A 15,786-nucleotide genomic window follows, 5' to 3' on the forward strand; every position below is an offset into this window, starting at 1 on the left:
AGAAGCAAAGTGAAAGCTTTTTTATACCAAAATCCAAATAAAGTTCTCTAACTATTCCTGATAACCTCTTCTAGATCAATATCGGCATATGCCTCTTCTCCAAGATGTACGGATACAATGGTGTAGATCCGCTTGGACAGTCTAGACATCAGCCGATCACCCGGTGCTACAGAGTATTCTTCCCGATAATCTCCAATTTTGTGAAAACCGCTGGACATATGGATGTACAAGTTGCCCCTACGTGTTTTACCATGCACCAACATCAAATCTCCTCCTGCTGTGTAACCAACCTAATTTCCCTGTTACATGTATATCGGTCAGAACAAGATAGGATATAAGTCCCTGGTATCCTTCTTTCGTTTCACATGTAGTGCACGTACACGAAACGGGTCTGCCAGTGATGTGACAGACCCGTTTTTGCAAACCCATTTTCGTGATTTAGGAAGAAACTATTCTTGATAGGATTCTGCTATTGCATTCGCTGCAATGATTGCATTGTACACGTCAGCAGGACTAACCGGGAACGGCATGTTGACCATTGTATCATTCGATGCACAAGCAGCTTCAGCCACTTGGCGCCATTCAGCCTCAACAAATTCCTCTACACCCAAGTCACGAAGTGTCAATGGAAGGCCTACATCCTTAACCAGTTTAATCACGGTTTCCAGTTCTTCTTTCGGTGCATTTTCCAGCACTAGCTGGGTTAACAAACCGAATGTGACTTTCTCACCATGCTGTGCTTTATGAAGCGAAGGAACAGCCGTCATACCATTATGAATGGCGTGTGCTGCTGCCAATCCACCTGATTCTGCACCAACACCGCTCAGATAAATGGTAGCTTCAATCGTATCCTCCACCGCACGAGTATATACTTTACGATCCACAGCACGTTTGGCCTTCACAGCATTTTCCAGCAACGTATCATAACAAAGACGAGCAAGTCCCAGCCCTGTAGTGGAAGGCTTGTTCAGAACCAGGTTATCCCCGTTGGCCTGATAGCAAGCACGAGCTTCAAAATAAGTGGCCAGTGCATCACCGATTCCAGCTGCAAAGAAACGTGCAGGCGCTGCTGCCAGAATGCCTGTATCCGCCAGTACAACGTCTGGATTAGTAGGCAGGAACAGATATTCATCGAAAGAGCCATCTTTTTTGTATATAACCGCAAGCGCGGTACAAGGAGCATCTGTAGAAGCAATCGTTGGGAAAATAACAACAGGCAGCTTTTCATAATAAGCCGTTGCCTTAGCGGTATCCAATGTTTTTCCCCCGCCAATGCCTATGATAATGTTCGAACCATGTTTACGCACCAATTCGCGGTTACGATCAATCTCTTCTTTTGTACATTCATATTGGAATTTCTCGAAGACCACTTGGTTACCAGCTGCTTCAATTGAAGCGCCTGCCTCCTTTTGGGCCCTTTCAAGTATGAACTCATCGCAGATAACAAAGGCTTTATCGCCATAATCCTTAATATAGTCATTTAACGACGAGAGCAGATTTTGTCCAGAAATAAATTTCTTGGGTGAAGTGATGGATCTTACAACGTTTGCCATGTAAATTCCTCCTCAGCTTTGACTCATACTCAAATTAATAACCATTTGGGCATGTGACCCCTTAACTATAAACCTCTTTTCACATTATTAAAAGGCTTATTATGGAATATTTTATGAACAAATTGTGTATCTATTATACTTGAACAGTCGAGCTCCATTCAGAATACAGGATACCCATCATGATACGATCATAACTGTTGCCATCACGAAGAACAGCGGAACGAACTCTACCCTCAAGCTGGAACCCCGCCTTCTCATAAGTTCGGATCGCTTGTGTATTGTACTCAATCACATCCAAGCCGACCCGATTTAAATTGAGCTCATAAAACGCATACCGAAGAATGAGACCTACAGCTTCTGCCCCAAAGCCCTTGCCACGGTACTCCGTATTACCTATACCTATTGCCAGTTGTCCGCTGCGATTATTCCACTCAATCCCGTGGATAGCAACAAATCCGATCAAGACATCATCTACCAATGTTCTTAATCGAAAATAGACCTCGTTAGATCTGGGAGATCCTTCTGACTCCATCTGTTTCAACGTATAAGGAAGCGCTAAATCTGTATCTACATTTCGCAGATACTTCGCATCCTCACCCCATTTGAACATCACTTCGGCATCTTCTTCCCTGACTGCGGCCAGCTTTATTCGTTCTCCATAAAATAAATTTTCGATTTTAATGACCCTTCAGCTCCTATTATGAAATGTGTGCTATGTTTTCTGTCACAATTGTCATGCTATCCGATGTCCGCAATATAAGCTCTCCCTTATGAATTCAATGTTTAAATTTTACAAAATAATCAAACATAACACAACCAAATCATTACAATTGTCATTGTGTGATACACAAAAAGACCTTGCAACTGCAAGGTCTTCGCATAACTAATATTTAAACAACATAGCAACCAGCTGATACCCAGCTCCAATCGTCCAGAACAGCACATAATCACCACGCCGGATACGACCCGATTCAATACCTTCATAAAGAGCAATGAACGGGCTACTGGTTCCTGTGTAACCATATCGATCACCCACATAAATCATTTGGGCATCCTCTAGCTCCAAGTGATCCTGAATCTTTAATACATTTGCTAACGAGAACTGAGACAGACAATAAGCCCGTACATCCTGAGGCGATAGCCCATTCTTTTTTAAAATGCGTTCAAGCAGATCAAATGTAGGAGGCAAGGCCATATTAGCATCGAACGGAAGCCACTGAATATATTTTCCGGGGGCATTCCTTTGGAGTGTTGCCGCTAATCCCTGAGCCGGGTACAAAATTTTATCTATATTGACTGGGTCCGTAAAATACATAGAATCTATAAATCCGGTGTCTTCTTCTGTACGCTCCAAAATAACCGCACATGCAGCATCTCCATAGTTCGCATAAGTAATCTCATCCTCCGGACCGGAAATGAGTGAATTATAATCCGAACCGATAATAAGCGCTGTCCGCACGTCAGGATTAGATAACATCGACCGACTGGCTTGATCGACAGCGACTGTCATCCCTGCACAATTCGCGTTGGAATCCATCACGGCCACATCATGTCTGGCTCCAATCGCATGGTGAACAAACAAGGCATTCATCGGAAACAGTGACTCAGGAACTTGAGTGGAGAACACGATCATATCCACGTCACAGCCTGTCATACCAGCCTGTTCCAAAGCTTTTTGCGCAGCCGCAATTCCCATGGTTAAACCGTTTTCGTTCGGGTCATCAATGATATAACGCTGTCTTCTGCCCATATGCTCCATGAAGCGTCGAATATCCTTGCCCCGCTCGTCAAAATGGCGAACATAGTATTCGTTATCCAACGAATGGGACGGATGGTACACACCCAGTGCTTTTATTTTGATATGGCTCATCAGGCTTCCCCCTTACACATACGTCAGCGCATTATTGTACAACAATATCTACGTTGTTTAATCCTGCTTCGCGTGCTACTCGACCAAGCTGCATTTTAATAATGGTTTGTTGAAGGCTGATACCAAAGATTACTTTGGCAAATCCGGTTTCTTTATAACGTACAAATGAGCCCTTCAATTTTTCCACTTCTCCCGGACCCAAAAGTGCCATCTGGGTACAATCTACCTTGAGTGTAAAGCTGGACGCCTGAATGGATGAGGTTTTGGCTACATAATCTTTTACAAAGCTATCATACTCCTCCTGGCTAAACACTCCATTCACCGCCATATGTACCGTTTTCATGGCTTGATCTACTTCGATAGTGTAAGGATGTTGACTCATTTTAGAAAGACTCCTTTAATTTCATTTTTTTGTCTATTAAGAGTATCGGAATAATAGGTAGAATTTTTAATATTAAATCAGATGAATCACCACTAATATATTACAAATTTGCGAATATAAAAAACCGTCACTGCTCCTAAAGAAGCAACTGACGGCTAGAAATTTGCGTATTCTCATGTGAAATTAATTCGTAAACGTATGGCGACCGAGTGAGATGACAGCCGGGCGACTTTTACTCCATTTGGCTGTGGCAATGGCCGGGTTGTAATAAAACAAGGACCCATTGGTCGGATCAGCACCATTAAGTGCCTGTCTGGCTGCACGGTACGCAGTCTTGTTGGGTTTCAGGCGGTATTGTCCATCCTGTACAGCGGTGAATTGGCCAGGCTGCAAAATAACGTCCGGGATCGAGCTTGGAAACTCGCCGGACTGAACACGGTTTAATACGACAGCGCCGACAGCTACTTGACCTTTAAACGATTCTCCGCGCGCCTCAGAATAAATGATACGAGCCAGTTGATCCAGCGCGGTTACGCGCACCTTACCGAAGGATTTCAGCTTGGCTTGTGTAGCAGCTCCGGCTACTCCATCAGGTGTCAGACCGTTATCCCGTTGAAAACGAGTCACCGCTTTACTGGTCAGAGAACCATAGTACCCAGTAAACCCGGCTTTGAAATAACCGAGCGAATGAAGCCGCTGTTGAAGCTCCAGCACCCGTTCGCTTTGAACCCCTTTCTTCAAAGCTGACGATTGTGCTTGTGCTTGTCCTGGTGCGACTGACAATACAGTACCTAACATACATGCGCAGGACAGGATTAAAATAGATAATTTTTTCATATTCCAGACAACCTCCTCTTTCATGTTCTGTCCGGTGCAACCATTCCGGCCTGTACAACTCAGGGACGTTTATCCGATGATGTTTCTTATGACATAACTTATGCCTAGCTGCAGAAATGACGCGTGGCTACATACGGAATGGGACAATCATGCTTTCACACGTCCGTTGCAGTATACCACAAGCCGCATTTACGTATCATCCGGCTCTGGTCCTAAGACTACCCAAGCAAATAAAACGCCATCCCTAAAGGAATGACGTGTATTAAAAGCAATGGAGCATGTTCTGGACACACTTGAATACGTGACTTTTTTCGCTATTTTTCGCTTTAACTTACCCGGGACCGAAGCCTGATTTCTATGAATTCAAATCACATTTCCGCGCACACATATATAGGCGTATGCATAGGGTAGCGTACGATCCTCAAATTTCGAATAACAGAAAGGCTGGAAACGACGCGTGAATTCATATATGGATTACACCTCTCCTACTGTACAATTCACCTATGATTTAAGAGACAATGTTTTGTTTCAGAAGGATGCTCAAAATTCGATCAACGAGCTGTCGATCCAGCAGCTGAATACATTGGCAAATGTATCGCTGCTGGATATTCGCCTCAGCACTGCTAATGTTGTGGAGCCTCACTATCATCAAAATGCCACAGAACTGGTCTACTGCATCTCTGGAGCCGTAACCGTGTCACTGATTAACCCCTTTACCCGCGAGTTACGACATTTTCCGATCACACCTGGCCAAGTGGCTAACGTCCCTCAAGGATGGTGGCATTATCTGGTCGCCACGATGGATAACACTCATTTGTTGACGATTTTTGATGCCCCGACCCCTGAATTCATACTGGGATCTGACATTTTGCGCCTAACGCCAAATAACATTATGGCTCATACTTACTGCCTGGATGAGAATAAGGTTCAGGAAGCGCTCGTCCCTATTAAAAAGCCTGTCATCATCGGTCCTCCCAATGACTGCAAGCAGCAGCCCCCCCGAAAACCTGGGATACATGTGAGGCTTGCTGATGCTTCACCACACTATCAAGCCGTCCCCCAAAGAGATTACGCCTATACTAACGGATATCCTGGCTTCTCTTTTAATCCCTATCAAGAATAGGCTAACTCTAGTCAGGTCTTAAGTTCGAGGGAATACCTTTTCCCTGTATGTTCGCCGTTACCATAAGACCGTCCCTCTCATAAAATGCCAATGTATAAGAGGGGGTGATGGAATGGACGCTTACTACAACTGTTTGAACTGCATGAATAAAAAAGTACGTATTCTCACCATGGACGGAAAACAGTACGAAGGAACCATTATGGATGTGGATCGTAATAATGTGTACTTAAAAACAGAACGGAACGGACGTGTACAAACGTCTGCCTTTTATCCTGGCTACGGGTATGGGAATCAAATCTTAACATTGAGCCTGTTCACCCTGCTGGCGATTGCGTTAATTTAATCCCTGACCCATTGTCCGTTCCTGTCTATAGATGCCAGTGTACCTCAAATGACAGCTGTCCAGCCCGGCACCATTTGTGTAGGGCTTGTACGCTGTTATTTGAGGTGTTTTATCATATGTTCCAACCTCTAAAACACTTAACCCCCCATCAGTTATATACCGATGGGGGGTTAAGCTACTCATTTTAAATTAAACCCATAAAGACTTCGTAATGATAACGAGCAGAATGAACAGTACCAGAATAGCTCCTGTCGATGTCCAAACTCCTGGGTAGCCTCCTACTGAACCGCCGCCACAACCTCTTTCACATTCACTCATGGTCATTGCCTCCTTCAATTCAAGGTACAACATAGCTTATGTATTGAGCTTTCCCATGGACCGGGCTTTTTGGCAATGTTATGAATGTTTTCGCTGATGGGCATTAGCCTACACCTTTCCTAGGCAGGAGCATAGGATAACACAACTAATCTTGAAGGAGTGAAGCAATTGAATTCAAATCAAATGCTCAATTACAACGTTAATCAACCTTTTCCTCACCATCCTACCTCTCACCACGTCGTGGTGCACCCTGTAGATCCATACGTCGTAGAAACATTAAAATCGGTGATCGGCAAGTACGTTGTACTTGAGACCACTCGTGGCAGAATTGATGGATGCGTAGTTGATTGTAAGCCCGACCATGTTATTTTAGATGTATATGGGAAAAAATTCTTTGTTCGAATCAGCGAAATCGTATGGATCATGCCCAACTAAACAAATCAGACATTAAAAATCCTCGCAGATCCTGTTCCGGATTCGCGAGGATTGATCATAATATGATTATGCTAATCGAGCTCTCCTCCAAGTGAAGCCCGGAGTTCATCTATCGTTCCGTTGTATTCATCCAAATCCACTTGGCCTCGAATACCCGGAACACTGCCTGTGCTACTGTACTGCCAAGCCCACCAGTTATTCCAAGCTGGAACCGCGGTCGGCTTTTGCGTAGTGCTGTATCGGGCTACCCACAGTTTATACATAGAAAATGTAGGATCAAACTTGGAAGCAAAGACATTACCCGTGTATACGATCGGCTGACGTCCGGTAAGCCTCTCCATTTCATCCAAAAAGGCATGAGCCACTTCATTAATTTGTGCAGGAGTAAGACCTTTGGGGTTATTTTCATAGTCCATCACAGGGGGCAGATCCAGCCTGCCTCCTGCTGAATCTAGAGCCCTAGCAAAGTTAGCAGCTTCCTGACGAGCTCCATCCGCGGTAGTTGCGTTCAAAAAGTGGTAAGCGCCAACCAAGATGTTAGCCTCTCTGGCACCCTGTACATTTATCAAAAATTGATTATCTTGATATTTTGTGCCCTCTGTAGCTTTAATAAAAGCAAATGTTTTACCTGCCGCTGCCACTTGCTGCCAATCAATATTGCCATTATAGTGTGAGACGTCAATCCCTTGCGCGTGTCCATCGGAAGAAATCACAGGTGCAACAGGTATGGTAGGTAAAACGTTCTCGGTAGTTGATGGCTCCTCCGTTTCCTGATCCAATGCTATAACAACCTTACCATCATCTGCATTGAGTATATGAAAAGGTGTGCTGTTATTAAGATCAACCACAATACGTACCGATGCGGGAGTTGTACTAAACATGGAATATCTTACTTGGGAAACATCTGGATCTTCTGTGACTGGAAAACTTCCTTGTCCACTATTGTCAAATGATTGCGATGCTAGAAATTCCTCAGCAAACTTTGTATCCGGTATGTCTACAACAATACGGTCTGCATGAGTCAACGTAGTTACTTTGGGGGTTACTTTTCCATTAACAGCTATAGTCAATTGGTGATTAGCGAAGCTAATTTGGTTTATAGCCGTGCGCGCACTCTCTTTAGGATTACTTACAGCTGGAGTAGCAGAATGATCATGAGTGGACTCGCTATTCCCGCTTGAAGCAGGTGGAGTCGTCAGGAACACGGTTTTAAGCTCGTTGTTCCAGACCACATCAACCCCTGTCTGTTCGGATACAAAGCGAAGCGGAACATAAGTCGTCCCCTCTCTAAGCAAAGGCGCTACAGCCAATCCCATTTGATGATCATTAACAGAGGCCATGGGATTGTTGACCTGAAGACTGAGGTTAAGATTTTGCTTATGTATAGTTATGGTCCCTGTCTTGGACTCCCAATTCACGCTATAACCCAATTCCTCTACAATGAGACGGAGTGGAACCAGTATATTCCCCTTTACTTCTTGAATCTGAACACCTTTGCCAACACTTATATCTTTACCGTCTAACTGAAGATGTGAACTCGAAGAGGCAGCGTGACTCTCTCTTGGAAATGCTAGTAGAAACAGAAACAAAAAAGCAAATAAACAAATTTTCTTCATTATGTACCCTACCATTCTCTATATTTTCGCTTATGAAATTCTTGCACTCTATGATTCTCAGGACCTCCATTTTGATAGACGCGAATCATATGTAAAAAGTTACGATTGATTCAGTACATATTTCAGTCTTATCATACAAAAGTACTAAAAAACTCTACCAGCTATATAGCAAGCAGAGCTTTCTCCAGTTTTATTAATCTGGTTTACTAGCAATCTTATCACAAACGAATACTTCATGTTCACACTGTTAAAAATGTTAAACCTATAAGAATGATCGAGGTAACAGACAGTACCAGTAAGGGAAGCATTGCTTTCTCCCGCAGAGCCTTAAAACTCACATTCAGCCCCATGCCTACCATAGCCATCGTTAACATAAAGGTAGTAACTTGAGAAATTCCGTTCGTCAGACTAGACGGAACTACAATATATTTTCCAAATACATAGCTGCCCACAATACTTGTAGCTATAAAGCCGATGAGGAACCAGGGGAACTCCACTTTAGCGTCTGTACGAATTTTTCCAGTTCGTTTCATCCAAACCATTAAAACAAAGCTGAGCGGTATGAGTAAGAAAACACGCCCCAGTTTGGCTAATAAGCCCATTGCAAGTGCATCCTGTCCGGCAGGCGCTGCAGCTAAGGCCACATGTGCAATTTCATGTAAACTGATACCCGACCAGATTCCATATTGCATATCCGTCAAAGGAAGCCAGGGCCGAAGCACAGTAAACAAAATGGCAAATACCGTTCCAACCAAGGCAATGAGTCCTACCCCTATGGCTGTATCCTCATCTTTGGATTTTAACAAGGGAGAAACCGCTGCAATCGCTGCTGCACCGCAAACTCCTGTTCCAATACCAAGAAGAAGCGAAAGCGAAGCATCTGCCTTGAAACGTTTTGCCAGCCAAACCGTAAAAAAGATGGAAAATACAACAGTGCCCACATCACGCAAAAGTAAACCCAGTCCATGATGAATGACAACATCCATATTCAGCTTCAGCCCAAATAGCACAATCGCTCCACGTAGTATTTTCTTTGCTGAAAACTCAACCCCTGAGCGCACAGCTTCAGGGTATCCCCACAACTGTCGGTACAAAATAGCGAGAAACATGGCACAAGCCAATGGACCTACATAATGAAAGCCTGGCAATTCGTTCAGACCGTATCCTGCCAAAGCAAATAACATCGTGAGGATAATGCCAAATATATGCTGGAATAATCGCCCTCTGTTCGAAAATAATTTGGTATGTTGTGTATGACTATTCATGGTGAACCCCTCCAATTCTACATGCATCCAGCTTAATATGTTTTTTGTCATAAGAAAAATAAATCATTATAATAATGATAATAAGTAAATAGATATAATAAATTTGGAGGAACGGGCTTTGGACCAATCTTTAATCGTATTTGTTAGGGTCGCAGAGAAACAAAACTTCACACGAGCTGCCGAGGTATTACACATGACCCAACCTGCGGTAAGTCAGTATATTCAAATGCTGGAACGTAGCGTAGGAACCCGTCTCCTGGAGCGTAGTAATAAATATGTGCGCTTAACCAAAGCAGGTGAAATTGTGTATCATCATGCCCAGGAGATTATCCGACTCCATACACGTATGCAGTACTTGGTGGATGAGCTAATGCATACGGCAAAGGGTAACCTGTCTATTGGTGCAAGCTACACGTATGGCGAATATGTGCTGCCGCATGTGATTGCGCAAATGAGAATCCAGTATCCACTCATTCAGCCCTCCATTACCATCGGCAATACATTGGAAATTGAAAAGCTCGTGATCCATAATCAACTGGATGTGGGGATTATCGAAGGAGAATTTCAGCATGACCATCTACACATTGAATCATTTGCTGATGATCGAATGTATATCGTCGTTCCGCAAAATCATCGTTTGGCTGGTAAATCTCAAGTGGATATAAATGAGCTGCATGAGGACATCTGGATTCTGCGGGAAGAAGGCTCTGGAACCCGGGAGGCGGCTGAAAAGGTGTTTGCACAGCTTCGATTTTATCCTTCTCATATGATGAATTTTGGCAGTACACAGATCATCAAAGAGTCTGTAGAAGCAGGCTTGGGGATTTCTTTGCTGTCCCAATGGGTCATTCAGAAGGAACTTGCTCTGGGCACATTAAAAGTACTGGATATTCATAATCTTCCGGTCATTCGAAAATTCTCCTTCCTAACTCCTTCATCGACATTTGAAACGAAAGCAAGCACCGTTTTTTTGGAGATTTTGCGAAGTTATAATGTGACAAGGTAAAGTGCAGAAACCACGAAAAAAAGCACCCATTAAGGTGCTTTCAACATAATCATTATCATGTTTTTTATGAGGAAAGATGATCCTTACCATGATATAAGAAATGAGAAAAATCAGCGTAGCTTCCTTGGAATTGTTGCATATCATGAGCAGCAATACCTACAAAATTCCCTGTAAAACCACCGGATAAAAAGCTGATATCCTGCATTTCAAAAAGCCGCTTCCAAGCAGGTTTGTCTCCGACTCCATAATAAAATTGCCCGTGGGATGCATGGACTTCCACAGCTAAATGTATAGGAAGATCGTCCTGAAGCGTAATCGCTTGGGGAACTAAGGTAAATGTGTTGGCTTCACATCGCATCAAGCGTAGTACCTTCCCTTGTCCTTCCTCATAGCTAATATAGGCGTACAAATAATCTTCTTCATTAAGGTACAGTAGTAGCCCCGCCATCTGCAAATAGCTTGTTGGCTGGTACTCCAGTGCTGTTTCTACCCGGAAATGATGATCTGTTTGCCGAATGGCAAGCACGTGATGCTGGAACAGACTTTGTATGGATTCCCCAGCATGGATTCGAAGGTAGTCCGGGCGCTGACTTAATGAACACCAGCTCTCGTTCGCTAGGATACGCAATGTGTTCCACGTTTTATCTAATAGGGTTCCCTCGAAAAAATCCTCGAAAATATTACTCTTTTGCTCTTGGTTAACCGAAATTGTCCCTTGAGGTGCAGGCACCTCCAATTGAGGCGTATGGCCCCCCGCGGTTAATCGCAGCCAGCCTTCATCATTCCAGTACACTTGCTGCAAGGCTGTTTCCCGTCCCAAAATGGCATATTTCCCCTCTACCGGGCGTGTGCATAAATGAGCCATGTACCATTCGCCGTCTGGTGTTTGTACAAGACTGCCATGTCCTGCACATTGTAACGGGAAATCCAGTCGATCACGTGATGTAAGCATCGGGTTGTGCGGGTCTACTTCATATGGTCCGGTTATTTGCTTCGAGCGTGCTACGGTAACGGCATGCCCCGTACCCGTTCCGCCTTCCGCTGTAACAAGATAATAATATCCGTTTTGCTTGTAGATATGAGGCGCTTCTGTTTTCTTCAAAGGAGTACAATCAAAGATTTTAACAGGCTCCCCAATGAGCTGTTGTTGCTTGCTATCATACTCCTGCATGACGATACCGGAAGATTTATTGCTTTCCAACATGCGATAATCCCACAATGCGTTCAACAGCCATTTGCGTCCGTCCTCATCATGAAATAAAGACGGATCAAATCCGCTACTATTAAGATAAACGGGCTTCGACCACGGTCCTTGGATCGTAGGCGCCGTCATCACAAAATTATGAACATCCTTGAACGGACGTTTGGTGCTTTTCACATCCGTATAGAGCAGATAAAAAAGGTTATCCGCATAACTAAGCTGTGGTGCCCAAATACTGCAATTTTTAGGATTACCTCTTAAGTCAACCTGATCGGTCAAAATATCTGTGCAGTGCTCCCAATGGGCCAAATCTTTGGACTGGTACACCCGTACTCCAGGCAGCCACTCAAACGATGACACCACAATATAGTAAGTATCCAGGGCTCGTGTAATACACGGATCGGGATTAAAGCCTTTTAATATGGGATTTTGGATCATCATGAAACCTCACTTCTCCTTGCTTCCAAAATGTGACTTCTGCAAAAATCTGCTCCTTGCTCCATATTTTTGTTCCCAATTCAAAACAATCTGCCCACGGAACACGCTGCTTACGTAACGTAGCCACTTTGTCGAATTCACCGTATTCCTGATAACAGACGGTTTTCTCGTTCGCAACATTGTTCCAATTGTCCCAGCCACGTGGGTCAATATGATCGCCCATTTTACAATCGACAAATACAGTCTTGGCATATTCCCGCCACGGACGCCCCAAAAAAACTGGGGTAATATCAGGCTCTGCAGTTAGGTAGCATTGGTTGAATACATAGCCATACGCTTGTCCTTGCGGCGTAGAGGCGGCTGTGACGTAGCTCGTTTGGTTCTCATGATGGCGTAAACTGCGAATTTCGCAATCTTCAAAATAAGCGGTAGCCCCACCAAAAATAAAGTCCACCGTACCCTCTATATAACAATGCTGATAGAGCTGCCGATAGTGTCTATGGTGCTCCTTCAAATGGATTCCACCAAACTGGAGTCGTTCTTTCGGTGCAGGAGGTAGAGGGCCTGTAAATAAAGTATCCTGGTGCCCTTTAAAGGTACAGTTTCTAAAGACCGTTTCATCGCAATGAGCGTATACCGCAACGGCCTGCCCAATGGCTTCTCCCTGTCCTGCCGTGTTGGAAATCGTGAGATTTTCCAAGATCAGATGGCTACCGCCTAAAAATAAAGTGGGTGTCGCAAAGGTCCCTATTTCCTCACCCGCTTCATTCCGCTCCTTGGCATACCGATTCATTCGAATCTCTACCTGCCCGATGCCTATAATATGAAGATACGAACGGTAAATTCGCACCTCTTCCTCATAAATACCTGATAAAATAGTTAACGTTTCCATTTCATTGGAAGCCGACTGCTCCAATACAGCAATTGCCTCCTGAATCGTATGGAAATCACAAAAGGATTCTTTTCCAACTAGCATGATTACCCCGATCCTTTCATTTGATTTACAGGTGCTTGGCTAAAAATGTCTGCCACGCCGTGCGCATTTGCAGCGTCTCCATATGTCCACCGCCTGCAATCACAGGCTGCCAATGCTCTGGGTGACCTGCCTGCTGGTAAGCTTCCAGCAACCCTTTTGCCAAATGCTCGACTCCTTCAATAGGACACATCCGGTCATTTTGACCTGTTATACTCATCCGTGGACGAGGTACGATCCGCTTTTGAATATCAAGGGTGGTAAAATGCTTCAGCAAGCCGGGGACATAGGAATAAAAGCCATGATGGTCCAATCCCCGTTTAGCGATTAGCGTATGGGCATCTACCTGTCCACAAATATCAACCGTAACCTGTATCCGTTCATCTAACGCAGCCATCCACCATGCCATGAGTCCGCCCATCGACATACCGATTGTTGCGATACGGGAAGCATCAATGTCTTCACGCTGGCACATATAATCCACCAAGCGACGGTTATCATACAGCATCATGCCCCACAGCACTTGGCCCTGCCAGAGCATTTCCTTTACCAGCTCGCTTTCGGTTTTGCCCCCACGTTCATTGAAGCCCCACATGTCAATGCAGCATACGCAGTACCCCATGTCTGTCAGGGTTGTAGCAAACGAGGGCTGCTGCAAGTAAGAGCTGCTATGGAGCAGTTCCTTACGTCCATTCGTATAGTTGCCCCCATGCGAATGGTTAAAAACGACCATTGGAAACGGACCGTTCCCTTGCAAGGGTGTAGCTACATAAGCGGGTACAGATTCGATCCCGTTCAAGTCCAGCAGGAGACACTCCAGTCGGTACCCCTCACGCTCTTCTTCATTCAACAGAGTTGCCGTTATAGGGCGATCTGCCGGAAGGTCTCCCAACAATGCTTGTAATTTATCCACGTTGTACCTCCTTTCATGTCCTCCTAATTCATCCTATTTTGTTCAGAAGGTTGTATCGTTACTTGTTCTATCAGCTTTTCGGGCTGAGCTGTATTCTTCGAATGGCAACGATTGATTTCAACGTCTTCCCCATTCTCAATATAAAAGGCAGGACCTTGATGATTCTCAATCGTCACCTGTTGAAAACGAATATCCCTCACGTTACCTAGATAAAAACCACGGTTATTCATATCTTCGATCCCTGTCATCATGGCCGGACGACCGGGAATTGCATTTTTAGCCATAGAAATATCAATATTGGAGAATGTAATTTCAGCAATATATTGTTCTGCTAGTCCGTATAAGAATCCAGCAGCCGCATGAACCTGTCGTGCCGTAATATCGGAAAAATGAATTCGTCTAAAGCACGGGGTTTCATCGGTAATCGGATAGGGATTTTTGTCCCACACATATTTGTCTTTGCCCCGAGGGCCGCAGAAATAATACAGGTTCAGAATAAATGGACAAATGACCTCCTCCATCACAATGTTGCTGACGCGGATATCCTCGATGATTCCGCCACGTCCCCGTCTGGATTTCAGACGTATACCCCGATCTGTTTGCTTGAACACACAATTGCTGATCGTAACATTACGAATATCACCACTCATTTCGCTCCCCAGTACAACTGCGCCATGTCCATGCACCATCGTACAGTTGGTAATCGTAATATTTTCACATGGAATTCGCTCTTGTGTATCTTCGGTCCCTGCTTTGATCGCAATACAATCATCGCCCACATCTATATTGCAGTTGCTAATACGAACATTGGAACAGGATTCAGGATTAATGCCATCCGTATTGGGGGAGTCCGCCGGGTTAAGAATGGACAAATTATCAATCGTAACGTTATAGCAAGCGATGGGGTTCACAGTCCAACTGGGGGAATTTTTTAACATAACATCTTTAATGGTAACCCGCTGACAACGGTCAAAGCTGATTAATTTGGGTCTCGGATACTGTAACTCCTCTGGATGATTTCGGTGCTTTTCCCACCACGGCTGACCATTTCCATCCAGCGTTCCGCTACCTGTAACTGAAATATTCTCAAGATTCTGTCCATAAATGCATGACGCATGCACTTCCCGCTGAACGCCTTCCCATCTGGATTCCACTACAGGGTAATCAGCCAGATCCGTACTGAAGGACAGAATTGCGCCAGGACTTACATGTAGTTCAATGTTATTTTTCAGAAAGATAGCACCTGTCAGATACGTCCCAGACGGAACAACAACGGTTCCTCCTCCAGCATTGCTGGCCGCTTCAATGGCAGCCGCAATCGCTCCCGTAGCCAACGTCGTGCCATCCTGAACTGCTCCATATTCTACAATGTTATACAATTGCATTTCGTTCTCTCCTGTCTTTTTTTTGTGAATACGAAAATGATTTATAGACTGGGCTTGAAAATACACTGGAAAACGGAATAGGCGGAATGGTGCTGGACAAGTGTCAGCGATGGTAAGCACCTTCCGCC

The 15,786-nt window shown here is 44.4% G+C and carries 17 protein-coding genes; 4 read left to right on the forward strand and 13 right to left on the reverse strand.

The window, feature by feature from the left end; all coding sequences use genetic code 11:
* Positions 1 to 47: 47 nt before the first annotated feature.
* From ACYCS5_RS02125 to ACYCS5_RS02150, 6 genes are all read right to left on the reverse strand, one after another.
* On the reverse strand, positions 48 to 263 hold the full coding sequence (locus tag ACYCS5_RS02125; protein ID WP_013311038.1) for a hypothetical protein: 216 nt from the start codon (positions 261 to 263) through the stop codon (positions 48 to 50).
* A 186-nt stretch (positions 264 to 449) separates the two neighbouring features.
* The gene (locus ACYCS5_RS02130; protein WP_029517711.1) at positions 450 to 1,553 is read right to left on the reverse strand and encodes a glycerol dehydrogenase; all 1,104 of its coding nucleotides are present in this window, start codon (positions 1,551 to 1,553) and stop codon (positions 450 to 452) included.
* Positions 1,554 to 1,686: 133 nt separating this feature from the next.
* A complete protein-coding gene (locus tag ACYCS5_RS02135) occupies positions 1,687 to 2,163 on the reverse strand; it encodes a GNAT family N-acetyltransferase (protein WP_238437947.1) in 477 nt (158 codons plus the stop codon).
* Positions 2,164 to 2,436: 273 nt separating this feature from the next.
* Positions 2,437 to 3,423 carry a ketoacyl-ACP synthase III gene (locus ACYCS5_RS02140; protein WP_165149141.1) on the reverse strand — a complete coding sequence of 329 codons (987 nt, stop codon included), beginning with the start codon at positions 3,421 to 3,423 and terminating at the stop codon, positions 2,437 to 2,439.
* A gap of 31 nt (positions 3,424 to 3,454) precedes the next feature.
* On the reverse strand, positions 3,455 to 3,805 hold the full coding sequence (locus tag ACYCS5_RS02145; RefSeq protein WP_029517714.1) for a hypothetical protein: 351 nt from the start codon (positions 3,803 to 3,805) through the stop codon (positions 3,455 to 3,457).
* A gap of 183 nt (positions 3,806 to 3,988) precedes the next feature.
* Positions 3,989 to 4,642, reverse strand: coding sequence for a cell wall hydrolase (locus ACYCS5_RS02150; protein ID WP_459760727.1), 654 nt, complete (start codon positions 4,640 to 4,642; stop codon positions 3,989 to 3,991).
* A 457-nt stretch (positions 4,643 to 5,099) separates the two neighbouring features.
* On the opposite strand from ACYCS5_RS02150, the gene ACYCS5_RS02155 reads away from it, so the two are divergent.
* Entirely contained in the window at positions 5,100 to 5,765 is a 666-nt protein-coding gene (locus tag ACYCS5_RS02155) for a cupin domain-containing protein (RefSeq protein ID WP_342444275.1), read from the forward strand.
* A gap of 112 nt (positions 5,766 to 5,877) precedes the next feature.
* Positions 5,878 to 6,108, forward strand: coding sequence for an LSm family protein (locus tag ACYCS5_RS02160; protein ID WP_029517718.1), 231 nt, complete (start codon positions 5,878 to 5,880; stop codon positions 6,106 to 6,108).
* A 189-nt stretch (positions 6,109 to 6,297) separates the two neighbouring features.
* Here ACYCS5_RS02160 and ACYCS5_RS02165 read toward each other — a convergent pair whose 3' ends face one another.
* The gene (locus ACYCS5_RS02165) at positions 6,298 to 6,426 is read right to left on the reverse strand and encodes a hypothetical protein (RefSeq protein WP_013371969.1); all 129 of its coding nucleotides are present in this window, start codon (positions 6,424 to 6,426) and stop codon (positions 6,298 to 6,300) included.
* A 168-nt stretch (positions 6,427 to 6,594) separates the two neighbouring features.
* Here ACYCS5_RS02165 and ACYCS5_RS02170 point away from each other — a divergent pair, with 168 nt between their 5' ends.
* Entirely contained in the window at positions 6,595 to 6,861 is a 267-nt protein-coding gene (locus ACYCS5_RS02170) for a DUF2642 domain-containing protein (protein WP_025719729.1), read from the forward strand.
* A 71-nt stretch (positions 6,862 to 6,932) separates the two neighbouring features.
* Here the strand turns inward: ACYCS5_RS02170 and ACYCS5_RS02175 are convergent, their stop codons facing one another.
* Complete coding sequence (locus ACYCS5_RS02175; protein WP_029517719.1) at positions 6,933 to 8,477, reverse strand: GH25 family lysozyme; 1,545 nt, start codon at positions 8,475 to 8,477, stop codon at positions 6,933 to 6,935.
* 239 nt (positions 8,478 to 8,716) lie between these two features.
* The gene (locus tag ACYCS5_RS02180; protein WP_459760728.1) at positions 8,717 to 9,742 is read right to left on the reverse strand and encodes a YeiH family protein; all 1,026 of its coding nucleotides are present in this window, start codon (positions 9,740 to 9,742) and stop codon (positions 8,717 to 8,719) included.
* Between the two features lie 118 nt (positions 9,743 to 9,860).
* On the opposite strand from ACYCS5_RS02180, the gene ACYCS5_RS02185 reads away from it, so the two are divergent.
* Positions 9,861 to 10,748, forward strand: coding sequence for a LysR family transcriptional regulator (locus tag ACYCS5_RS02185; protein WP_459760729.1), 888 nt, complete (start codon positions 9,861 to 9,863; stop codon positions 10,746 to 10,748).
* A 64-nt stretch (positions 10,749 to 10,812) separates the two neighbouring features.
* Here the strand turns inward: ACYCS5_RS02185 and ACYCS5_RS02190 are convergent, their stop codons facing one another.
* The 4 genes from ACYCS5_RS02190 to ACYCS5_RS02205 are packed head-to-tail and all read right to left on the reverse strand — an operon-like array spanning position 10,813 to position 15,658.
* Complete coding sequence (locus ACYCS5_RS02190; protein ID WP_459760730.1) at positions 10,813 to 12,390, reverse strand: glycoside hydrolase family 43 protein; 1,578 nt, start codon at positions 12,388 to 12,390, stop codon at positions 10,813 to 10,815.
* Positions 12,356 to 13,363, reverse strand: coding sequence for a pectinesterase family protein (locus ACYCS5_RS02195; RefSeq protein WP_318627875.1), 1,008 nt, complete (start codon positions 13,361 to 13,363; stop codon positions 12,356 to 12,358). Before ACYCS5_RS02195 ends, ACYCS5_RS02190 begins: the two co-directional genes overlap by 35 nt.
* A gap of 25 nt (positions 13,364 to 13,388) precedes the next feature.
* Positions 13,389 to 14,273 carry a dienelactone hydrolase family protein gene (locus ACYCS5_RS02200; RefSeq protein WP_029517724.1) on the reverse strand — a complete coding sequence of 295 codons (885 nt, stop codon included), beginning with the start codon at positions 14,271 to 14,273 and terminating at the stop codon, positions 13,389 to 13,391.
* 23 nt (positions 14,274 to 14,296) lie between these two features.
* Positions 14,297 to 15,658, reverse strand: coding sequence for a glycoside hydrolase family 28 protein (locus ACYCS5_RS02205; RefSeq protein WP_318627874.1), 1,362 nt, complete (start codon positions 15,656 to 15,658; stop codon positions 14,297 to 14,299).
* Positions 15,659 to 15,786: the final 128 nt, after the last annotated feature.

Source organism: Paenibacillus sp. SEL3 (genome assembly GCF_054602585.1).